Source organism: Robertkochia flava, assembly GCF_020166515.1.
GTDB lineage: Bacteria > Bacteroidota > Bacteroidia > Flavobacteriales > Flavobacteriaceae > Robertkochia > Robertkochia flava.
Map to the genome: position 1 here is coordinate 399,430 of NZ_JAINZT010000002.1, position 22,577 is coordinate 422,006.

Sequence of the window (22,577 nt, forward strand, 5' to 3'; positions counted from 1 at the left end):
TTCGACAGAAGTTTAATCCTACTTTTATAATGCCTTGAAAGTCTAACCAGCTTTAACCTATTATGTTATGAGTATGAATTCTGTAACCTACCAGAATGATGGTTCCAAGAGTCGGTCTGCTTTGTACGCCCTGAATGAGAACTTAAAAGCGACCTTGGAATTAAGTAAAAGTTTGATGTTAGTTGCTAAAAAGCTGTTTATGTTCTGATTGCCCCTCAGAATAGCCCCAAATGAAGCTTTTTGGTGTAAAACCTGAAAAGGAGACGTAAGATCTTGATCTGCGTCTCCTTTTTTTGTTTAGTCCTGACCGGAATTTTTCCATAGGAAACGGATTAATTTTTTCATTGACCTTCTTACGACTAATTTTCATTAAATTTTACGTTTAAAAAATAACGCGATGAGTATAAAAACCAACATTCCGTTTCAACTCCGGATTATATTTTTTATAGGGCTTATTACAAGTGTTCCGGTATCGGCCCAATCTGATTATTATTTTCCGGACCGCAATGCGGTATGGGAAAAGGTGACTCCGGCCGAAGCGGGATTCAATGAGGAGAAACTACAGCAGGCCGTTAATTTTGCCCTGGCAAATGAATATGCCGGGGAACGTGATCTTAGAATTGCTATTTTAAAGGGGTTTGCGCATGAGCCTTACCACCAGATCTCCGGACCTGTAAAAGAACGTGGAGGACCGGCAGGAATGATTCTGAAGAAAGGGTACGCGGTTGCTTCCTGGGGAGATCTGCGCAGGGTGGATATGACCTTTAGTGTAACCAAAAGCTATCTCTCTACGGTTGCAGGTTTAGCCTGGGACAAAAAGCTTGTTCGGGATGTAGACGACATGGTTTCACATTATGTGTGGGATGATACCTTTAAAGGAGCGCATAACAGCAAGATCACCTGGAGGCACTTGTTAAACCAGTCTTCAGACTGGTACGGAACCCTTTGGGGTGGGCATGACTGGGCCGACAGGCCACCAAAAGAGGGAGGTGTAGATGAATGGCGTAACCGTACCCTTCATGAGCCCGGCACCTTTTTTAAATACAATGACGTTCGGGTAAATCTTTTGGCCTATTCCTTACTCCAGGTATGGAGAAAGCCATTGCCGTCTGTGTTAAAGGAAAATATTATGGATCCTATAGGTGCCTCCTCCACCTGGCGATGGTTCGGATATGACAATGCCTGGGTCAATGTAGACGGACTCAGGATGCAATCGGTCACAGGCGGCGGCCACTCCGGCGGAGGTCTTTTTATCAATACGGAAGACCATGCCCGTTTCGGACTGCTATTTCTGAACCGCGGGAAGTGGAAAGATCGTCAGTTAATTAGTGAAGACTGGATCAAATTGGCCACGGAGCCCTCTTTGGCAAAAGCAGACTATGGTTTTATGTGGTGGTTAAACAGCGAAAATCGTTTTAAGGATTTCTCGGATAATGTATTTATGGCAGCGGGGTTTGGAGGGAACTTTATTGTGGTTATTCCACAACATGATCTCGTGGTGGTTACCCGATGGCTGGAGCCTTCTCAGCTGGAAAGGTTTATGGAATTGGTGGCTGAGGCTGTCAATTGATGTTTTACTGGTGATATCTTCTTAAGAGGGTTGCTCAAATTTGTATCCTTATAAAGGCTTCCTTAACAAAAGAATTAATAAAATAAACCCCTGGCTCGCGCTCAGGGGTTCGTTGATTTTGTGGTTTAATTACTCAGGAAGTAGGGAAGTCCGGGTTATTTTTTATTTCGGTGATCTGTGCGTTGTGTCTGCTTTGATGACCGGCACCGAAAAGCAGCATCTGGTAGCCGTCGAGTTTGCCAAATGGCATTTCAAAGTAATGGCTTCTGAGTTCCTTATCTGTTTTTTGAATGAAATTATGGGTTTCCCTTCTTGATTTTTTAAAGGCCTTCATGGTTTCCTTCGTACTTTCCCACTTATTGGAAGGTTCAAGGGGTTGGGAGGTCTTTACCTTCTGTTCCCGGTTAGTGATCATGGCGTAGACATCCTTGTCATCAAACTTCTTGTCTGGCGCAGCGGAAGGATCTACGGGACTTTCGAGTTCCTTTTGTAGCATTTCCCTGAACATATCCTCCGATAGCGCAAGGTGTTCTATACAGTCGGCAATAGACCAGCTTTCTGCAGTGGGTTTAAAGTTTAATTGCTCCTTACTTAGCCCTCTGATCTCTTCTTCGGTTTGCTCCATGGCCTTCTCATAAAGGTTCACGACGCGTTTTTTTTCGTCTTTACTTAGGGTCTGTGCATCCACCCAATGAAAGGTGAACATTAAAAGAAGAATAATCGCTGGTTGAATGGATCTTTTCATAGTGATGATTTTAAAACGGTAATTTACGAAAAAAAGTATTCAAAGCACTGGTAAACAATGTATTAGTGATTTTACAACTTTTCAATTGCCGGAGTCTAAAGTGCCATGGCAGTAATTCCGAAGTAAAAAAATAGCCTGCAATTTGCAGGCTATTTTTATATGATAAACAGTGTTATAAACGGGTCTATCCCTTAAGCGAAGCTGCCAGATATTCGCGATTCATTCTCGCGATGTTTTCCAGGGAGATCCCTTTTGGACATTCGATCTCACAGGCTCCGGTGTTGGTGCAGTTACCAAATCCTTCCAGGTCCATTTGACGAACCATGTTCATTACCCGGTCAGTAGCTTCCACCTGCCCTTGTGGAAGAAGGGCGAATTGGGAAACCTTTGCGGAGGTAAACAGCATGGCACTTGCGTTTTTACAAGCTGCAACACAGGCCCCGCAGCCGATACAGGTAGCGGCGTCGAATGCTTTGTCGGCATCGTGCTTATTTACGGGAATGGCATTGGCGTCAATGGTATTTCCGGAAGTATTTACCGAGATATATCCTCCCGCTTGCTGGATGCGGTCAAAAGAACTTCGGTCTACGATCAGGTCTTTTACTACCGGGAAAGCCTTTGCACGGAAGGGCTCAATGTATATGGTATCCCCATCCTTGAACTTTCGCATATGAAGCTGGCAGGTGGTCACCCCGCGGTCAGGCCCGTGAGGTTCGCCGTTGATCTGTAGCGAGCATGCGCCACAAATACCTTCGCGACAGTCGTGATCAAATTCTACCGGGTCATCGCCTTTGGCGATCAGATCCTCGTTAAGAACGTCAAGCATTTCCAGGAAAGACATGTCAGGAGATACATCACTGATCTCGTAGTCTACCATCTTTCCAGCTGAATCGGCATCTTTCTGACGCCATATTTTGAGTTTTAAATTCATAATCTTGGTGCTTTAAGCCTGCCCTGAAGCAGGGGTTGCGATCAGGCAACGGTTTTACTTATAACTTCTTGTTTTAAGTTCGATGTTCTCGTAGATGAGCTCTTCCTTGTGAAGTACGGCATCCTTGGGTTCGCCTTTGTATTCCCAGGCTGCGACATACTTAAAGTTTTCATCATCCCTGAGTGCTTCGCCCTCTTCGGTCTGGTACTCTTCTCTGAAGTGTCCTCCACAGGATTCATTTCGGTGCAGGGCATCTTTTGCGAAGAGCTCTCCGAGTTCCAGGAAGTCGGCAACGCGCATTGCCTTCTCCAGTTCAGAATTCTTTCCGCTCTCCTCTCCGGGAACACGTACGTTTTTGTAGAAGTCTTCGCGAAGGGCACTGATCTCCTCAATGGCTTCCTTTAGACCTTGCTCATTACGTGCCATTCCGCATTTGTTCCACATGATCTTACCAAGTTTTTTATGGTAATAATCTACAGAATTGGTACCGTTGTTATTGATCAGTTTGCTTATTTGTGCTTTTACATGGTTCTCGGCTTCTTCAAATTCAGGAAGGTCGGTTGAGATCTCCCCGGTTCGGATGTCCTTAGACAGGTAATCCCCTATCGTGTAAGGCAATACGAAATAACCGTCGGCCAGACCCTGCATTAATGCAGAGGCACCAAGCCTGTTCGCTCCGTGATCGGAGAAATTCGCCTCTCCGGCTGCATAACAGCCAGGGATGGTAGTCATCAGGTTGTAATCTACCCAGATACCTCCCATGGTATAATGTACCGCGGGATAGATCTTCATTGGGGTTTTATACGGATTTTCGTCAACGATCTTTTCATACATCTGGAAGAGGTTCCCGTATTTAGCCTCGATAACCTCTTCTCCAAGTTTTCTTACCTGGTCTTCGGTTGGGTTTTTAATACCGCTGGTTACCGCTTTTTCCCTTCCGTATCTCATGATGGCAGAAGAGAAGTCCAGGTAAACGGCCTCTCCTGTGGCATTTACTCCAAATCCGGCATCACAGCGTTCTTTGGCTGCTCTGGAAGCCACATCACGTGGTACCAGGTTACCAAAGGAAGGATATCTCCTCTCCAGGTAGTAATCGCGGTCTTCTTCCGCCAGCGCTGTTGGCTTAAGCTTTCCTTCCCGAATAGCCTTGGCGTCTTCCAGTTTTTTAGGAACCCAGATTCTTCCGTCGTTTCTCAGGGACTCCGACATCAGGGTTAGTTTAGACTGATGCTCCCCGGAAACCGGGATACAGGTCGGGTGAATCTGTGTAAAGCAGGGATTAGCAAAATAGGCCCCCTTCTTGTGGATCTTCCAGGAAGCAGTAACATTACTTCCCATGGCATTGGTAGACAGGAAGAATACATTTCCGTATCCTCCTGAAGCAATAACCACGGCATGAGCAGAATGTCTTTCGATCTCCCCGGTCACCAGGTTTCTGGCTATAATTCCTCGTGCTTTCCCATCCACGATCACCAGGTCGAGCATCTCATGACGGTTGTAGGATTTTATCTTTCCGCGGTTGATCTGTCGGTTCATGGCGCTGTAGGCTCCGAGAAGTAGCTGCTGTCCGGTTTGCCCTTTGGCATAAAAGGTTCTCGAAACAAGTACCCCACCAAAAGACCTGTTATCCAGCAGTCCACCGTATTCGCGTGCAAAAGGAACACCCTGAGCCACACACTGGTCGATAATGTTGGCAGATACCTCTGCGAGACGGTACACGTTGGCCTCCCTGGCGCGGTAGTCACCTCCTTTTACCGTATCGTAAAACAAGCGGTATACCGAATCTCCGTCACCCTGGTAGTTCTTTGCTGCGTTTATTCCCCCCTGGGCAGCGATCGAGTGCGCTCTTCTCGGGGAGTCCTGGTAACAAAAGGTCTTAACATTGTATCCCAGCTCGGCAAGAGTGGCTGCAGCCGAACCCCCTGCAAGTCCTGTACCAACTACGATAACGTCAATATTACGTTTGTTGGCAGGGTTAACCAGGTTAATTTCGTTCTTATGTTTAGTCCACATGTCGGCTAATGGCCCCTGTGGTATTTTAGAATCTAATGTTGACATCTTGTTCGCTGTTAAAATTGATTAAAATGATGGAATAGTGCAATAAATACAAACCCGAACGGGATCACTACCGCAAAGGTTTTTCCCAGGGTTTTGATCGCCGGGGTGTACTTGTTGTTAACTCCCATGGTTTGAAAAGCAGACTGGAAGCCATGCCATAAATGCAGGGCCAGAAGCGCAAAGGAAACCACGTAAATTCCCGTCCTTACAGGACTCTCAAACTTATGCACCAACTCAGGAAAGTATCGTGCAGGATCTTCCGGATTGAATTCGATGTACTTGTATACCATTTCCGGCACCCAGAAATCGTAGAAGTGCAAACCAAGAAAAGCAAGAACGACCATTCCGGAAATGATCATGTTGCGGGAAACCCAGCTGGCATTGGCACTTCCCTTGTACATGGCATACTTGGCATTCCGCGCCTGTCTGTTCTTTAGTTCAAGGGCAAACCCCATCACAAAGTGAAAAACCACCCCAAAGATGAGGACAGGCTGTAGTAAAAATTGAACCAGGGCGTTGGTTCCCATGAAGTGAGAAATCTCATTGAAATTCTCCGGGCTCACCACCGATGTGAAGTTGATGACAAAGTGTTGTGTCAGAAAAATTATAAGGAATAGACCGGATAGGGCCATAGCGATCTTCCTTGCAATTGAAGTATTCAGTAATCCGCTCATTAGTAATTTTTTGTTAGATATGGCAAAAATAACCCAGAGAGCACTTTTGCACAAGGTTTCCTCATCCTTTTAAAAGGAATTTAGAACAATTTTAAAGTAATTGATTTGTTTGTTTAAGGATTTAGCAATCAAACCCCTGCTATCATTGGACTATTGCTAAACGAAGTTGTCGAGAAATTGCAGCTTTAAAATAATAAAACCCCGGAATTTTTCCGGGGTTTTAAAAAAACATTAACGATTACCTACTTGATATTAAAATGCTTTTCAGAGCTTTGGTTTCCTTTTTCCACCTTGAGAAGGTAATCTCCTTTAGGTAAATAGGTTTTCCCGTTTGCCGAAGGCTTCACCGGGTTGTCTTTATTTTTCTTGTTGTAATTCTTAATTCCCTTTTCACTAAGGGTCTGGTCAAATTCCAGTGCGTTAAAGCCCTTACTCACCTGAAGGTTGCCTTCTTGCAGTACGATGCCGGATTCATCCTTGATCACATAATTCAGACTGCCTTCCTCTTTGCTGTAGATGCTGTAATTCATCGAAGGCTCGAAAGGCTCGGACCAGGCTCTTGAATTACCCCATCGCGGAGAATAGCGTACATCTTCCGGCTGGAAAAGTGTGAGTTCGTCTTCCAGCATTACGGCATTGGCCTCCTGCATTGCTGCAATGTCTGCGATATAGATGCTTCGGCCATGTGTGCCTATTACCAGGTCCTTTTCCCTTTCCTGTATTACAAGATCATGAACGGCCACCTCCGGAAGGTCGTTGCCAAAAGGCTCCCAGCTGTTACCCCTGTTGAAGCTCACATACAACCCGTTATCGGTTCCTGCAAAGAGGAGGTCCTGGTTTACAGGATCCTCAAGGATCACATTTACCGGAGACAACGGCAGGTTGCTGCTGATGGCTTTCCAGGTTTTGCCCTGGTCCTCGCTCATATATACATAGGGTGTGAAATCGTCCCATCGATATCCGTTGAGGGCAACATAAACCCTTTCCCTGGAGTGTTGTGAGGCAGCTACCCTGCTTACCCACAGGTCTTTGGGAAGGTTGTCGGAAATGCGTTCCCAACTGCCTCCGCCGTTGGTGGATACATGGACAAGTCCATCATCACTCCCTGTGTACAGATGGCCAAATTTAAAGGGAGATTCACTGATGGTGGTCAGGGTTCCGTAAGCTACGTTGCCCGGTTTGCCGCCGTTGGTGAGGTCTTCCGAAATGGCTTCCCAGGAATCGCCCCGGTCAAGGCTGCGCATCAGCTTATTTCCACCCAGGTACAGAATGTCCGAATTGTGGGAAGAGAGCAGGATGGGCGTTTGCCAGTTAAAGCGATAGGGGCGTTCTCCAAGTTCGTGTTTGGGCTGGATATAGGTTCTCGACCCCTTATCCAGGTCAATGCGGAAATAGTTTCCAAACTGAAAACCGGTGTAAACAATATTAGGGTGTTCGGGATCGGCTTCCACCTGCATTCCGTCGCCTCCCATGATCGACTTCCAGGGGTATTCCCCGTCCTGGTGCCAGCCGCTGTTCTCGCGCGCATTATGCGGAGCCATCCATACCCCGTTATCCTGCAACCCGCCGTAGATATTGTAGGGTTTTTGGTTGTCTACCTCAATGGCGTAAAACTGGCCGACTGCCGGGGTATTGTTCTTGATCCAGGAAGCCCCATCGTCATAGCTGATGTTAACTCCCCCGTCATTACCATTGATGATATGCCCGGGTTTGTTGGGGTTGATCCAGATCGCATGGTGGTCTGAATGCACGTTCTCACCGTTAATGGATATCCAGGTCTTTCCTCCGTCGTCAGACCGGATAATGGGTACCCCGCCGGCATAAAGTTTCTCCGGGTTACCGGGGTCAACTGCGAGCTGACAGAAATAATACCCGTAACTGTAAAACAGATCTTCAATAGTTCCTTCATGGGTTTTTTTCCAGGTGTTACCCCCATCTGTACTTTTGTACACCTCAGCTCCGATCACGGGGGTGTCAAATAGCATGGCGTTGGCATCTTCAAGATATTTCGCAATATCTTCCGGTTTTACCGAACCACTGCTTACCAGTTGTTTGACATTTTCGGCACGGTACTTCTCCTGAAATCCGTTGGTCTTTAAGAAAGCATTCAGCTTTTTGTTGTCAAGCGCCAGGAAGTCTTCATTCGACATGGTTTTGAAGTCGTCTTTCTGAAGGTTGTCCGACTCCTTGCTGTCTTCCTTTATCTCTTGGTGATATTGATTGTCGTGAATGGCGTAAATGGTATTGGCATCGTAAACAGCTATTCCGATCCGGCCTACACCTTCTCCGGTAGGAAATCCACTTTCCTCTGTTGAGACCAGGTCCCAGGTCTCGCCTCCGTCTGTACTTTTGTAAATTCCCGAGCCTTCACCGTTCCCGGTGAAATTCCATGCTTTACGATCTTTCTGCCAGGCAGATGCGAAAAGTACATCGGGGTTGCCAGGTGTCATTACCAGGTCTATTATTCCCGTTTCATCATTGATAAAAAGCGTATTTTTCCAGGTTTTTCCACCGTCGGTAGACTTATAAACCCCTCTTTCCGAATTGGATGAATACAAATGTCCGGTTACTCCGATCCAGATGGTATCCGGATCTTCAGGATGTAAAACGATGCGGCCAATGTGGTGGGAATCGGGGAGTCCCATATGCGTCCAGGTTTTACCATGGTCGTCCGATCGTAATACGCCGATACCGGCATAAGAAGATCTGGAAGCGTTATTCTCTCCTGTTCCGGCCCAGATGATCTGGTTTTTCCAGTCTACTGCGATATCACCGATATTCTGCGTCGGGGCATTGTCCATAACAGGGGTAAAAGTGGTTCCGTTGTTTTTGGTATGCCACAATCCGCCACTGGCATAGGCCACGTAAAATTCTGTGGGATCTTGTGGATTAACAGCCAGGTCGGTTACGCGACCGCTCATAATGGTGGGCCCTGCATTTTTCAGCGGAATGGCCTGAACCCTGGATTCGGATTCCAGTAAAGATTTTTTCCCAATAGCGTCCAGGTAGGCCTCAGGGCTCGTAGCAGGTTGCTGAGCCTGAACCTGTAGTCCGGCCATCAGGGATAGAAGTAAGGCGTATTTCATAAAGGGTTGATTTTTGTCTAAAGAAACTGAAGGGTTTCTTAGGTTATCATAATTTTAGCGAAGTTTAACACTTAAGGGTGCCAATCTTCTTAAATTTGGGGAAATTTAAAAAATAGATATGAAATACGACCTGATAGACCGTAATCTATTCATCAAGAACAGAGAGAAATTCATGGCTCAGATGAAGCCAAAAAGTATTGCTGTTTTCAATTCCAATGATATATATCCCATAGGGTCAGACAGTACCATGCCTTTTCAACAGGCACGCGACCTTTTTTACCTCAGTGGGGTAGATCAGGAGGAAAGTATTTTAGTGCTTTTCCCGGATGCGATGGAAGAAAAGCACAGGGAAATACTCTTTGTCAGAGAAACTAATGATCATATTGCAGTTTGGGAAGGTGAGAAGCTTACCAAGGAAAAGGCTTTTGAAGTAAGCGGGATCAAAACCGTATACTGGCTTAAGGAGTTCGATAAGGTGTTCTTCGACATCATGACCGAGGCCGAGGCGGTATACTTCAATACCAATGAACACTACCGTCAGGCTGTGGAAACTGAAACCAGGGAAGATCGTTTTATCAAATGGTGCAAGGAGAAATTTCCTGCTCATCGATGGGAAAAGAGCAACCAGATCCTTCAGCGGTTGAGAGGTACCAAGGAGCCCCAGGAGATCGACCTGTTGCTGCAGGCCTGTAAGATCACCGAAAAAGGATTTAAAAGGGTGTTGCAATTTGTGAAGCCCGGGGTTTGGGAGTACGAGATCGAAGCAGAATACATGCATGAGTTTTTGAGAAACCGGTCCAGGGGGTTCTCCTATACGCCGATTATCGCTTCCGGAAACAATGCCAATGTGCTTCATTATATCGAGAACAGGAACCAGTGTAAAGACGGGGATATGCTTCTTATGGATGTGGGAGCAGAGTATGCGAACTATTCCAGCGACATGACCCGGACGATTCCTGTGAACGGAAGGTTCACCGACCGCCAGAAACAGGTGTATAATGCCGTACTGCGCGTTAAGAACGAAGCGACAAAAATGCTTGTTCCCGGTACCATGTGGAAGGAATATCACATAGAGGTCGGGAAGCTGATGACCAGCGAATTGCTGGGTCTTGGGTTGCTCGATAAGGCGGATGTGCAAAATGAAAACCCCGATTGGCCGGCATACAAGAAGTATTTCATGCACGGTACCAGTCACCATATCGGTTTGGATACGCATGACTACGGGCCGTTGAAAGAGCCAATGAACGCCAATATGGTGTTCACGGTAGAGCCCGGTATCTATATTCCTGATGAACAAATGGGAATCCGACTGGAAGACGATGTAGTAATCCGTGATAACCAGGAGCCATTTAACCTGATGCGAAATATCCCGATCGAAGTGGAAGAGATCGAGGAGTGGATGAATAAATAAATTACGCTTCCATAGTTAGGAGAACCGGTTGGGAAGATGGCTTTCCGGCCGGTTCTTTTTTATTTGCATCAGCAGGAAAACCACCAGTGCGGGAACCACCCAGGTAAAGTCTGTGCTGTCCCAGGGGGTTAATGAGCTCATCAGTTCACTGGCCCACGGAAACCCGATGGCACCCAGTACATCCGGCACAGAAAACAGCAGTACGGTAAAGGTAACTGCCCGGAAGGTGAGGTGGTCTGTCCACCGTGATGGGAGGTTGTGAAGCAATATGAAGGTGATAATAAGCGGGTAAATAAACAGCAACGCCGGAATGCCTATATCAATAATGATACCCACTTCCAGCTGCCCGATAAGTACCCCTGCCAGGCAGCTGCTTGCAGCGGTGATGCGGTAAGCAGCAACACGGTCTTTAAAAAGACCTCTTACATAATCTGATGCCCCGGTAACGATCCCTACAGTGGTGGAAAAGCATGCCAGAGCGATCAGTACAGCGAGGAATATGTGCCCTTTTGTACCCAGGGCGAAAAGGATCATGGCGTTAAGGATGCCGCTTCGGTCCAGCGTCGGGTCAAAGGTACCACTAAGCAGTGCGCCACTATAGATAAGGCCTGCGTAGATAAGGCATAGCCCAAGTCCGGCCAGTATTCCTGCCCTGGAGATAATACGCTTCCGGTCGAGGTAATCGAGCCCCGGCTTAAAATTCAGGGAAATGATGATGACCGCCCCAACCACCACCGCGCCCATGGCATCGTAAGTCTGGTACCCTTCAAGGATGCCTTCTGAAATGCCGGGCGGCGCAGAGAAAATTGCGGGAAAAACTTCCGGATGGGCGGCAACCATGGCAATGACCAGGCAAAGGATGATCAGGATAAAAGGGGTGAGAAAACGGCCGATGAGGTCCAGGATCTGAGACCTGAAAATGACGAAAAGGAAAACAGCCGAAAAATAGAGGCTGCTCGTAACCAGGCTGTCGACATCCAGATAGGGGGCTACGGCCATCTCATGAGTGAGGCTTGCTGTTCGTGGCGAAGGCAGACAGACCGCTATAAGATAAACCACAGAACAAAATACAATGCTGAATACCGGAGAGACCTTGTTGGCAAAATCCAGCATACTGCCCTGTAGCTTTGCATGAGCCCGGATACCCAGGATGGGTATGATCACCGCCGTAATAATGAACCCCAGGGTTACCAGGGGCCAGTTGTTTCCGGAAGTAAAACCCAGGTAGGGAGGCAGGATAATATTTCCCGCCCCGAAAAAAAGTGAGAAAAGTGCAAAGCTGGTTAACAGGGTAAGTTTCGTATTCCTCATTGGGTGAATTATCTTTGACTTTTATTTGGCTTTGGGTTGGAGTTCAATATAGTATAAAATGGAATTAGCTTACAAAGGAACGCGTATTTTTTATACCGATGAAGGTAGTGGCACGGCTGTAGTGTTTCTGCACGGGTTTTTGGAGAACAGCAGTATTTGGAATGCGCTTAAGGAAGACCTGGTTTCCAGGTATCGGGTGGTCTGTATCGATCTTTTGGGGCATGGAAAAACCGGCTGTATCGGGTATATGCACACCATGACCATGATGGCCGAGGCCGTAAAAGCCGTGTTGGACCACCTGCGATTGAGAAAGGTGGTTCTTGCAGGACATTCCATGGGGGGGTATGTGGCATTGGCCTTTGCAGAGATGTACGCGGATAATGTCAAAGGCCTGGCCCTGATCAACTCTACTCCTTTCGCAGATGCTGCAGAGAAGAAATTAAATCGCGACCGGGCGATTGGGGCGGTAAAGCAAAATCACAAAAGCTTTATACGAATGGCAGTGACCAATCTGTTCCGGCCAAAAAACAGAAAGATGCTTTCAGCAGAGATCCGTGATTTAAAGGCGGAGGCTCTCAAGACACCCTTGCAGGGAATCGTAGCTGCACTGGAAGGCATGAAGATCAGACCGGATCGGGAGGTGCTGATGCATTTCACTCCCTATCCCAAAATGGTGGTTATAGGAAGAAAAGACCCGGTGGTAGACGCAGATTTTCTTCTTAATTCCCTGGAAAACACAGAAGTGGATGTATTCGTTTACCCTGACGGACATATGAGTTTCCTCGAGAATTTCGGGGTTTTACAACAAGATCTGCAAGGTTGGCTAAAAAAAGTTTGATGATCTCTTAAAAATTTCTAGATTAGAGAGCCTAAATTTCTTAACCTTATGAAAACCTCAAACTTAAGCCTCGGCAATTTGCTGTGTTCCGTCTTCGGCCATCGCTACCAGGTGGCCAAAAAAATTACACCACATATTACGGAGTACAAATGCACGGTATGCAATTGTGAGTCGACCACAAATATCAGCGGACGTCTTGACAAGCTCACCCCGGAATTAAAGGAGATCAACAGGACGTTGGCCGACTTTTACAGAAAAAGGCACTCGCTTAGAACGGTTGCCTGAAACTAATCCTTTTTAAGCGCATTCCATCCTCTGGCCTCAAGGGGTATTTTTGTGCCTATCCTTGTGATCAGATGCGCTCCTTCATGCTTTTCTGTCATATGACCTATGACGGATAAGTGCGGATTGCCTTTTATTTTCGGATAGTCTTCCTGGGCTATCGTAAAGAGCAGTTCATAATCTTCCCCACCACTTAACGCCACCATGGTGCTGTTAAGTTCAAATTCTTCAGAGGTGGAGATCACCTGAGGATCCAGGGGGATCTTATCTTCATAGAGATTGCAGCCAACGCCAGACTGTTTACAGAGGTGCAGGATCTCAGAAGACAGGCCGTCACTGATATCGATCATAGAGGTAGGTCTTACTTGCAGGTCTTTTAGAATCTCCGGTATATCCGCTCTGGGTTCCGGCTTAAGCTGCCGCTCTACGATATACGCATAAGGAGCAAGGTCCGGCTGATTGTTTGGATTCACCTTGAACACCTCTTTTTCCCGCTCCAGTACCTGGAGGCCGAGGTAGGCCCCTCCGAGGTCGCCGCTAACCACCAGAAGGTCGTTGGGTTTTGCCGTATTTCGGTACGTGATATCTTCCTTAGGCGCCACTCCTATAGCAGTGACTGAGATAAGCAGCCCTTTTGTTGATGAGGTGGTATCGCCTCCTACCAGGTCTACTTTATAGCGCTTGCACGCCAGGGCTATTCCGTCGTAAAGTTCTTCAAGGGCTTCAACAGGAAATCGGTTGGAGACCGCAATGGAAACGGTGATCTGGGTTGGGGTTGCATTCATGGCGCAGATATCCGAAAGATTGACCGCCACGGCCTTATATCCCAGATGTTTCAACGGAGCATAAGACAGGTCAAAATGAACGCCTTCTACCAGGAGGTCGGTGGAGATCACTGTTTGCCGGTCACCAAACTCCATGACTGCAGCATCGTCATTGATTCCTTTTATGGTAGTAGGATGGGTGGGGGTGAAATTTTTGGTAAGATGTTCGATCAAACCAAATTCTCCCAGTTCTTCAAGGGGTGTCCGTTTTGGATTCTTATCTTCTAACATAGTGCAAAGGTAATCAGTTGGAAGCAATCCCGGCAACCGGCCCTGATGCCATTTATCAAAATTTAAAGATTATCAGGTGATTTTTCTGCATTTCGGAAAATTTCACCCTCCGGACTGCTGTATTTTTTACAGACCTGGAAATTGATTGGAAACCTGTTAAATCAAAAGAAGTGGTATAGGTAAACTCTATGCCCGTATATGATTTATAAATTTGTTAAAATGCGGGAAATCGCCTTTTAGTTCTTATTTTTGTTAACTATTTAGAAATAATCTATTTAATATGATAAAGGTATCGGATACAGCTAAAAACAAGCTCGCCCAGCTAATGGCGGAGGATGGCTTTGATGTACAAAGTCACTTTGTTCGTGTTGGGGTCAAAAGCGGTGGTTGTAGCGGATTGTCATATGACCTGAATTTTGACACGGAAAGCAGGGAAAACGATAAGGTTTTTGAAGATAATGAAGTGCGGATTGTGGTCGATAAAAAGAGTTTTCTCTACCTGGTAGGGACCATCCTGGAATATTCCGGTGGCCTTAACGGGAAAGGGTTCGTTTTTAACAACCCGAACGCACAGCGAACCTGCGGATGCGGAGAAAGTTTTTCACTTTAACAGCTTAAGAAATATAACATGGCTTATACCGAAGAAGAATTAAAAAAGGAATTAGAGACTAAGGAGTATGAGTACGGCTTCTATACCGATATAGAATCCGATACTTTTCCCGTAGGCTTGAATGAGGATATTGTGAGAGCCATCTCCATGAAAAAGGAAGAGCCCGAATGGATGACCGAATGGCGTCTGGAGGCCTTTCGGGTCTGGAAAGAGATGGAAGAGCCCGAGTGGGCAAATGTAAAGTACAAAAAGCCGGATTTCCAGGCGATCTCCTATTATTCGGCGCCGATGAATAAGCCAAAGTACGACAGCCTTGATGAGGTTGATCCGGAATTGCTGGACACCTTTAAGAGGTTGGGGATCTCCCTGGAGGAACAAAAGAAACTGGCAGGGGTTGCCGTAGATGTGGTGATGGACTCTGTTTCCGTGGCAACCACCTTTAAGAAGACCCTTGCAGAAAAAGGGATCATCTTTTGCTCCATTTCTGAAGCGATCAAAGAGCATCCGGAATTGGTGAAAAAATATATCGGATCGGTGGTGCCAAGAAAGGATAATTTCTATGCGGCCCTGAACTCTGCAGTATTTTCAGACGGATCTTTCTGCTATATTCCGAAAGGGGTGCGTTGCCCTATGGAACTGTCTACATATTTCCGAATCAATCAGGCAGGGACCGGGCAGTTCGAGCGAACCCTGGTGATTGCTGATGAAGGAAGTTATGTGAGCTACCTGGAAGGATGTACCGCTCCGATGCGGGATGAAAACCAACTTCATGCTGCAGTTGTGGAACTTATTGCCCTTGACGATGCAGAGATCAAGTACTCTACCGTTCAGAACTGGTTCCCCGGGGATAAGGAAGGTAAGGGAGGTGTTTTCAACTTCGTGACCAAGCGAGGACTTTGCGAAACCAATGCCAAGATCAGCTGGACACAGGTGGAAACCGGTTCTGCTGTAACCTGGAAATACCCTTCATGTGTACTTAAAGGAGATAACTCCATAGGGGAGTTCTACTCGATTGCCGTGACCAATAATTATCAGCAGGCCGATACCGGAACCAAGATGATCCACCTGGGAAGAAATACCAGAAGTACCATTATCTCCAAAGGGATCTCTGCCGGAAAATCACAAAACAGCTACCGCGGACTGGTCCAGATCAACAGCAGGGCAGAGAATGCGAGGAACTTTTCCCAGTGTGATTCCCTGTTGATGGGTAACGAATGCGGAGCACATACCTTCCCTTACATCGAGGCGAAAAACAAAACCTCCCAGGTCGAGCATGAGGCGACGACCAGTAAGATCGGGGAAGATCAGATTTTCTATTGTAACCAGCGAGGAATCGATACCGAGAAGGCCATCGCTCTTATCGTAAACGGATTTAGTAAGGAAGTACTCAATAAATTGCCAATGGAATTTGCAGTGGAGGCTCAAAAACTGTTGGAGATCTCGCTTGAGGGATCGGTTGGATAAATAAAAAATAAATTTCCAGGTTGCTGGAAACACAAGAAGAGATATGTTAAAGATCAAAAATTTACACGCTAGCGTAGAAGGAAAAGAGATCCTGAAAGGAATTAATCTGGAGGTGAATCCGGGAGAAGTACATGCCATAATGGGCCCTAACGGTTCCGGTAAAAGTACCCTGGCCTCTGTGATCGCGGGAAATGAAGATTTTGAGATCACCGATGGAAGTATCGAACTCGAAGGAGAAGAGCTTAATGAAATGGCTCCCGAGGAACGTGCCCATCAGGGGGTATTCCTGTCTTTTCAGTACCCTGTGGAGATCCCCGGAGTTACGGTAACCAACTTTATGAAAACCGCGATCAATGAAACCCGTAAGGCCCGCGGACAGGAAGAAATGCCTGCCAATGAGATGCTCAAAAAGATCAGAGAGAAATCTGAACTGCTGGAGATCGACAGGAAGTTCCTTTCCAGGTCCCTTAATGAAGGGTTTTCCGGAGGAGAGAAGAAGCGAAATGAGATCTTTCAGCTGGCCATGATGGAGCCTAAGCTGGCCATTCTTGATGAGACCGATTCCGGACTCGATATCGATGCCCTTAAGATCGTTGCTAACGGGGTAAATCGTCTGAAAACCGACAAGAATGCTACCATCGTTATTACGCACTACCAGCGCCTTCTGGATTATATCATCCCGGATCACGTACACGTATTGCTCAACGGGAAGATCGTGAAATCCGGAGGCAAGGAACTTGCCCTGGAACTGGAGGAAAAAGGATACGACTGGATCAAGCAGGAAGCAGCGGTTTAAAAAAGAAAAAATTACATGGATTTAAAAGATAAATTGATATCGTCCTTTATGGCCTTCGAAAATACCGTGGATGTAAATCACCCGGTACATGAAGTCCGTTCAGAGGCGATCAAGAACTTTGAAAACCTGGGGTTTCCTTCCAAGAAAATGGAAGAATGGAAATACACCTCTCTGAAGAGCTTGCTTAAAAGCGATATGAGTGTGTTTCCTAAAAAGGAATCTAACCTGGATTACAAGGACGTAAAGCAATATTTCATCCACGAGATCGAGTCTTACAAGATCGTTTTTATAGATGGGGTATATAGTTCTCACCTGTCGGAAACATCGCATGAAGGTCTTGATGTGTGCCTGATGAGTGCAGCCTTAAGCAAACCTAAATATCGCCTGCTTATTGAAAACTATTTCAATAAGATCGCGGTCAGGGACGGATTGACCTCTTTGAATACTGCGTTCTCTAAAGAGGGCGCTTTTATTAATATTCCGAGAGGGGTGGTTGTGGAAAAACCGATACAGATCCTTCACTTTTCAACAGGGATGGAATCTTCTCTGATGACCCAACCCAGAAACCTTATCGTGGTAGGGGAGAATGCGCATGTGCAGATTATCGAGCGTCATCAGAGTCTCACGGATAATCCCACGCTTACAAACAGCGTAACTGAGATCTTTGCCAATAAGAGAGGAATTGTTGATTACTACAAGATCCAGAATGACAAGGATGCCGCCTCCCTTATTGATAATACTTACATCTCCCAGCAACGCAACAGCCATGTTTCTGTTCACACCTTTTCACTGGGTGGAAAATTAACGCGGAACAACCTGCAGTTTTTCCAGAAAGGAGAATACCTGGATTCGACCCTTAAGGGGATTACGATCACAGATAAGAAACAGCATGTAGATCATTCTACCCTGGTGCATCACGCTCAGCCTAATTGTGAAAGCCATCAGGATTATAAAGGTATTTACGCCGATAAGAGTACCGGGGTATTCAATGGTAGGATCGTTGTGGAAAAGGAGGCTCAGAAAACCAATGGGTTTCAGCAAAGCAATAACATCCTGTTAGACGATACGGCTACCATCAATGCCAAGCCGCAACTCGAGATCTTTGCAGACGATGTGCGCTGTTCACATGGTTGTACCATCGGTCAGTTGGATGATGAGGCACTTCTCTACCTGAGGTCAAGAGGAATCCCCAAAAAGGAGGCTACTGCACTACTTATGTTCGGTTTTGCCAATAATGTTCTCGAAAGTGTTAAGATCCCGGAACTTAAGCAACGCATCACCAGGCTTATCGCAGATAAGCTGGGCGTGAACCTTGGTTTCGACCTGTAACAGTTCGAAGGAATAAAATAGCAAGAGCGGGCGGCCTTTTCGGTTTGCCCGCTTTTTATTTTATTGCAGCTGTGATGCCTCCTGCAAAGGCATTGAAATCAAAATGATCGCCATTGGTGAGTCCAAGACGTACGATCACCATGTCTTTTGAAGGAACGATGTAGACCCGCTGTCCCTGGTAACCATCCGCATAATACGTGTCCCGGGGAACATCCGGCATGACTCCGGAGGCGTTCAACCAGAAGTGCCCTCCGTAGATCCCTTCAGAATCGGAGGCCGGAGTGCTCACATACCTGGCCCAATCTTCAGAAAAGATCCTTTCGCCGTTCCAATCCCCCTTGTGGAGATAAAGTAATCCGAATTTCCCCCAGTCTCTAGCGGTGGCCCAACTGTAGGAAGAGCCCACGTAGTTTCCCGAAGCATCGGTTTCCAGGATCATACTGCTCATTCCAATGCGGTCGATCAGGTCGTGGTATGGAAAATCAAGGTATCCCTGCAGGTCGTCAAAGGTATTGCGCAGTAACCCGGAAAGTAAATTGGAAGTCCCGGAGGAATAGTAATAATGACTACCGGGAGGGTAGAGCAGTTCCTTTTCTGCCTGTGCCTGGCTCATATCTTCTGCCTTGAAAAGCATTTGAGTAACATCTGAGATCCGGGTGTAATCTTCCTCCCAGGCCAGTCCGCTGCTCATCTGTAAAAGATGGTTGTAGGTTATTTTCCGGCGTTCATCATTTTGCCAGCTCGGTACAGGAGCCGGGCTGGAAATATCGATTTTTCCCTGGTAGTCGAGAATTCCATATAGGGTCGAAGTGATGCTTTTGGTCATAGACCATCCCAGGTGAAGCGAAGTGCTGTCGAACCCGGGGGCATAAGCTTCTGCAATGATCTGATTCTTATAGAGCACTAAAACCGCCCGGGTTTTTTTCATGGCGTTATCTTCAAAGGCTTCCTTGACTGTAGCGGCAAGGAGTTCCCGGTCTACCTCCGGGAACAGGGTGTCTTTTTGGGGACCATCCCCGTAGGGATAGGGTTGAGGGGAAGTCCTGGGGCTTCTTTGAGGCCTTTCCCCGAATGGCAGCTCTGATATAGAATCAGGAAGGAGAACACAGCCCAATCCGGGATAATATTTTGCAGTTCTTTCTTTCATCCCGAATACAGCGGCGGTTGCTGTCTGTTCTGTTCGCTGTACTTTGTCTGCAGCAAGGTCTACAGGTGAAAAATTATTGTCTACACTGTCGGTGTAGGCTTCCGGGCGACCCGCAATATAGGTACAGGAACAATTGCTCTTAGAAGAGTATCCGGTGATCAGATCGAGTTTGGGGTAGTTCAGGTAGAAGAGGATGGCAATACCCGCCGGAATAAGAATAAGAAGGAGTTTGAACGCTTGTTTTAGTCGGGTCACTTTAAACGGGACTTTTGAGGTTTAAATTAATCTCAAGATAGGGATTCCTCCTAATAAATACTTAGTATTTTTGCGTAAAGAATTGTTATGATCGACGTTAAGAGCATACGGGAAGATTTTCCCATTCTCAAAAGAGAGATCAACGGCTATCCATTGGTATACCTGGATAATGCGGCTACCTCCCAAACCCCGAAGCAGGTAATCGATACCATTGTTGATTATTATTCGAATTATAATGCCAACATCCATCGGGGGGTACATACCCTTTCACAGGAAGCTACCGATAAATATGAGATGGCCCGGAAGACCATCCAAAAGCATTTCAATGCAAAGCATTCTTATGAGATCCTCTTTACCTCAGGAACCACCCATGGGATCAATCTCGTGGCCAGTGGTTTTGCTGCCTTGCTTAAGCCCGGAGACGAGTTGTTGGTGTCGGCCATGGAACATCATTCCAATATAGTGCCCTGGCAAATGCTGTGTGAAAAAACAGGAGCTGTTTTAAAGGTCATCCCTATGAATGAGGAAGGGGACCTGGTAATGGATTCCTATAAGGCGCTTCTTAACGATAAGACCAAACTGGTTTTCTGCAATCATATTTCCAATGCTCTGGGCTCGATTAATCCTGTAGAAGAGATCATAGCCGGAGCCCACGCCGTAGGCGCTGCTGTGCTGATAGACGGCGCGCAGGCATGTCCTCACCTCAAGGCAGATGTTCAGGCGCTGGATGTAGATTTTTATACGGTATCTGCCCATAAAATGTGTGGTCCTACCGGGGTGGGGGTTTTGTACGGAAAAGAGGAATGGTTGCGAAAGTTACCCCCTTACCAGGGTGGAGGAGAAATGATAGCCGAGGTTAGTTTTGAAAAGACGACCTACGCTGATCTGCCTCACAAATTCGAGGCAGGAACTCCTAATATATGCGGCGGAATTGCTTTCGGAGCAGCCGTGGATTACCTGAACGGAATAGGGATGGATGCAATAGCTGCCTACGAGCAGGAATTGCTGCAATACGCTACCGGTAAACTCCTGGAGATTCCCGGGGTGAGGATCTTCGGAACCTCTGCCAATAAAACTTCCGTGATCTCCTTTAATATTGAAGGGATTCACCCTTATGATATAGGTGCTATACTCGATAAACTGGGCGTTGCTGTGCGCACCGGCCACCATTGTGCCCAACCTATTATGGATTACTACAAGATCCCGGGTACGGTGAGGGCGAGCTTTGCCTTTTACAACACCAGGGAAGAGGTGGACACTTTTATTGAAGCGGTTAAAAGGGCCAGAAACATGCTGTTGTAAGAATAGAGAGTATTCAGATCTCATTTTAAGGCGCGTTGTTTAATTGTTGATAACTTTTAAACAACGCGCTTCTTCGTTTAAAAGAGGGATCTGATCGATGAAATGCATGTAGCTTCCAGGGCGAAACGGCATTTTTGTACTAAACAACTTGTTAAACTATCGTTAAAATAATGTATCTTTTCTTTCTATTAATCTAATATCTAATCATTTATGAAAAGAATATTTTTAAGTCTCGCGGCGGCATTTCTCTTGTTTTCCTGCGAGCAGGGTTCCTCCGGCGAAGAGTTCAATACGGATCAAAGCAGTGAATTGCAGGAGCAATTTGAATTTGCAGACGATCAATGTGGTACCATGGGGGTTCTCGATGAAAAACTGGCATCCGATCCGGATCTAGCCCTGAACATGCAGGCAGTGGAATTGCACACCAGTTCTGTTATGAAAAACGGGCTGTCTCAGCGTTTGGTAAATGGAGTCATTGAAATCCCGGTGGTTTTTCATATCATTTACCGCACGGAAAGCGAGAACATTCCGCTTTCACAAATCCAGGAACAGATCGATGCCCTTAATGAAGATTTTAATCTTCAGAATCCTGGGAGATCTACGATTCCTGCCGAATTTCAAAGTGTGGAATCCAACATCGGCATCCGTTTCGTGTTGGAAGATGTGATCCGGGTGAACTCCAGAAACCGTCAATGGAGGCCGGATGATTCTATGAAATTTACGGCATCAGGAGGTAGTGATGTGGTCAACCCTCAGGAGTTTCTCAATATCTGGGTGGTTAATAATATGCCTTATCGTGGAGGTAATATTCTCGGCTATGCCCAATTCCCCGGAGGCGACTGGGCAACAGACGGCGTTGTTCTCGATCATCGCTTCACCGGAAACACCGTGTACTCCACGGGAAGAACGGCAACCCATGAGGTGGGTCACTGGCTGAATTTACGTCACATTTGGGGTGATGGAGGTTGTGGAGCTTCCGATTTTGTAGCCGACACCCCCGATGCCGACGGCCCAAGCAGAGGGTGTCCGACTTATCCTACCGTAAGTTGTAATACCAATGACATGACCATGAACTTTATGGATTACTCCAATGATCCTTGTCTCAATATGTTTACAGAAGGGCAGAAAGTAAGGATGTTCGCAAATTTTGAAAATGGCGGATTTCGGGCTACAATGGCCGATTAATTACCGGGTTTTGGTAAGAATTAGCTCTAAAGGCACCAAGAAGGGTGCCTTTTTTTATACATTTAAACGAAATCTCGCCTATGAAAATTTTAACCACGATCCTTTTTTTAACGCTGATTACAGGAGGATGCCTTTTCCAGGACCGGGAAGTGGTTCGTGAATTGCGCTATGAAGCCTTTACCAGGGGAAGTTCTTTTGAGGTCCTGGTGACTAGGGATAGTATAAAAGTAAGAGAAGGGTTCAGGGGAACACCCTGGAGCAGCAGGAAATTAACACCCTCTGAATGGGATAATTTACTGAAGCGGCTTGAGGGGGTTGATGTACAGGGGATGAAATCCCTGGAGCCACCTTCCTCCAAACGGTATTCAGATGCTGCGGCTCATGCACTAGTGCATGTACTTACACCATCTGAGGAGTATACTTCTGTTGAATTTGATCATGAGAATCCGCCGGAAGCGCTTGAATCATTGGTTAAAGCTATGATAACATTGGCAGAAACAGTTGAATAGCAGGTATACTTGTTGTATT

At 46.5% G+C, this 22,577-nt stretch carries 19 protein-coding genes; 11 read left to right on the plus strand and 8 right to left on the minus strand.

The window, feature by feature from the left end:
- Positions 1-397 precede the first annotated feature (397 nt).
- A complete protein-coding gene (locus K7R11_RS02170; protein ID WP_224488290.1) occupies positions 398-1,570 on the plus strand; it encodes a serine hydrolase domain-containing protein in 1,173 nt (390 codons plus the stop codon).
- Between the two features lie 133 nt (positions 1,571-1,703).
- Here K7R11_RS02170 and K7R11_RS02175 read toward each other — a convergent pair whose 3' ends face one another.
- The 5 genes from K7R11_RS02175 to K7R11_RS02195 form a co-directional block, all read right to left on the minus strand.
- Positions 1,704-2,315 (minus strand): DinB family protein, encoded by a 612-nt coding sequence (locus tag K7R11_RS02175; protein ID WP_224488291.1) that lies wholly within the window; start codon positions 2,313-2,315, stop codon positions 1,704-1,706.
- A 184-nt stretch (positions 2,316-2,499) separates the two neighbouring features.
- Positions 2,500-3,246 (minus strand): succinate dehydrogenase/fumarate reductase iron-sulfur subunit, encoded by a 747-nt coding sequence (locus tag K7R11_RS02180; protein ID WP_224488292.1) that lies wholly within the window; start codon positions 3,244-3,246, stop codon positions 2,500-2,502.
- A gap of 54 nt (positions 3,247-3,300) precedes the next feature.
- Positions 3,301-5,304: a fumarate reductase/succinate dehydrogenase flavoprotein subunit gene (locus tag K7R11_RS02185; protein ID WP_224488293.1), complete on the minus strand. Its 2,004-nt coding sequence runs from the start codon at positions 5,302-5,304 to the stop codon at positions 3,301-3,303.
- Positions 5,305-5,315: 11 nt separating this feature from the next.
- Complete coding sequence (locus K7R11_RS02190; protein ID WP_224488294.1) at positions 5,316-5,978, minus strand: succinate dehydrogenase cytochrome b subunit; 663 nt, start codon at positions 5,976-5,978, stop codon at positions 5,316-5,318.
- Positions 5,979-6,220: 242 nt separating this feature from the next.
- Positions 6,221-9,064 carry a WD40/YVTN/BNR-like repeat-containing protein gene (locus K7R11_RS02195; RefSeq protein WP_224488295.1) on the minus strand — a complete coding sequence of 948 codons (2,844 nt, stop codon included), beginning with the start codon at positions 9,062-9,064 and terminating at the stop codon, positions 6,221-6,223.
- A gap of 118 nt (positions 9,065-9,182) precedes the next feature.
- On the opposite strand from K7R11_RS02195, the gene K7R11_RS02200 reads away from it, so the two are divergent.
- Positions 9,183-10,475 carry an aminopeptidase P family protein gene (locus K7R11_RS02200; RefSeq protein ID WP_224488297.1) on the plus strand — a complete coding sequence of 431 codons (1,293 nt, stop codon included), beginning with the start codon at positions 9,183-9,185 and terminating at the stop codon, positions 10,473-10,475.
- Between the two features lie 15 nt (positions 10,476-10,490).
- Here the strand turns inward: K7R11_RS02200 and K7R11_RS02205 are convergent, their stop codons facing one another.
- Positions 10,491-11,786: a branched-chain amino acid transport system II carrier protein gene (locus K7R11_RS02205; RefSeq protein ID WP_224488299.1), complete on the minus strand. Its 1,296-nt coding sequence runs from the start codon at positions 11,784-11,786 to the stop codon at positions 10,491-10,493.
- 58 nt (positions 11,787-11,844) lie between these two features.
- On the opposite strand from K7R11_RS02205, the gene K7R11_RS02210 reads away from it, so the two are divergent.
- Positions 11,845-12,624 carry an alpha/beta fold hydrolase gene (locus K7R11_RS02210; protein ID WP_224488301.1) on the plus strand — a complete coding sequence of 260 codons (780 nt, stop codon included), beginning with the start codon at positions 11,845-11,847 and terminating at the stop codon, positions 12,622-12,624.
- 48 nt (positions 12,625-12,672) lie between these two features.
- Complete coding sequence (locus tag K7R11_RS02215) at positions 12,673-12,909, plus strand: hypothetical protein (protein ID WP_224488303.1); 237 nt, start codon at positions 12,673-12,675, stop codon at positions 12,907-12,909.
- Between the two features lie 2 nt (positions 12,910-12,911).
- Here K7R11_RS02215 and thiL read toward each other — a convergent pair whose 3' ends face one another.
- The gene (gene thiL / locus K7R11_RS02220) at positions 12,912-13,961 is read right to left on the minus strand and encodes a thiamine-phosphate kinase (RefSeq protein ID WP_224488305.1); all 1,050 of its coding nucleotides are present in this window, start codon (positions 13,959-13,961) and stop codon (positions 12,912-12,914) included.
- Between the two features lie 280 nt (positions 13,962-14,241).
- Between thiL and K7R11_RS02225 the strand changes: the two genes are divergently transcribed.
- From K7R11_RS02225 to sufD, 4 genes are read left to right on the plus strand one after another with little or no spacing between them, the layout of a single operon-like run.
- A complete protein-coding gene (locus tag K7R11_RS02225) occupies positions 14,242-14,571 on the plus strand; it encodes a HesB/IscA family protein (protein WP_224488307.1) in 330 nt (109 codons plus the stop codon).
- Between the two features lie 18 nt (positions 14,572-14,589).
- Positions 14,590-16,035 (plus strand): Fe-S cluster assembly protein SufB, encoded by a 1,446-nt coding sequence (gene sufB / locus K7R11_RS02230; protein ID WP_224488309.1) that lies wholly within the window; start codon positions 14,590-14,592, stop codon positions 16,033-16,035.
- 43 nt (positions 16,036-16,078) lie between these two features.
- Positions 16,079-16,831 carry a Fe-S cluster assembly ATPase SufC gene (sufC, locus tag K7R11_RS02235; RefSeq protein WP_224488311.1) on the plus strand — a complete coding sequence of 251 codons (753 nt, stop codon included), beginning with the start codon at positions 16,079-16,081 and terminating at the stop codon, positions 16,829-16,831.
- A gap of 15 nt (positions 16,832-16,846) precedes the next feature.
- Complete coding sequence (gene sufD / locus K7R11_RS02240; protein ID WP_224488313.1) at positions 16,847-18,160, plus strand: Fe-S cluster assembly protein SufD; 1,314 nt, start codon at positions 16,847-16,849, stop codon at positions 18,158-18,160.
- A gap of 55 nt (positions 18,161-18,215) precedes the next feature.
- Here the strand turns inward: sufD and K7R11_RS02245 are convergent, their stop codons facing one another.
- The gene (locus tag K7R11_RS02245; RefSeq protein WP_224488315.1) at positions 18,216-19,562 is read right to left on the minus strand and encodes a serine hydrolase domain-containing protein; all 1,347 of its coding nucleotides are present in this window, start codon (positions 19,560-19,562) and stop codon (positions 18,216-18,218) included.
- Positions 19,563-19,649: 87 nt separating this feature from the next.
- On the opposite strand from K7R11_RS02245, the gene K7R11_RS02250 reads away from it, so the two are divergent.
- The 3 genes from K7R11_RS02250 (at position 19,650) to K7R11_RS02260 (ending at position 22,558) form a co-directional block, all read left to right on the plus strand.
- On the plus strand, positions 19,650-20,864 hold the full coding sequence (locus tag K7R11_RS02250) for an aminotransferase class V-fold PLP-dependent enzyme (protein WP_262899767.1): 1,215 nt from the start codon (positions 19,650-19,652) through the stop codon (positions 20,862-20,864).
- Positions 20,865-21,074: 210 nt separating this feature from the next.
- Positions 21,075-22,049 (plus strand): zinc metalloprotease, encoded by a 975-nt coding sequence (locus tag K7R11_RS02255; RefSeq protein ID WP_224488317.1) that lies wholly within the window; start codon positions 21,075-21,077, stop codon positions 22,047-22,049.
- Between the two features lie 80 nt (positions 22,050-22,129).
- A complete protein-coding gene (locus tag K7R11_RS02260) occupies positions 22,130-22,558 on the plus strand; it encodes a hypothetical protein (RefSeq protein WP_224488319.1) in 429 nt (142 codons plus the stop codon).
- Positions 22,559-22,577: the final 19 nt, after the last annotated feature.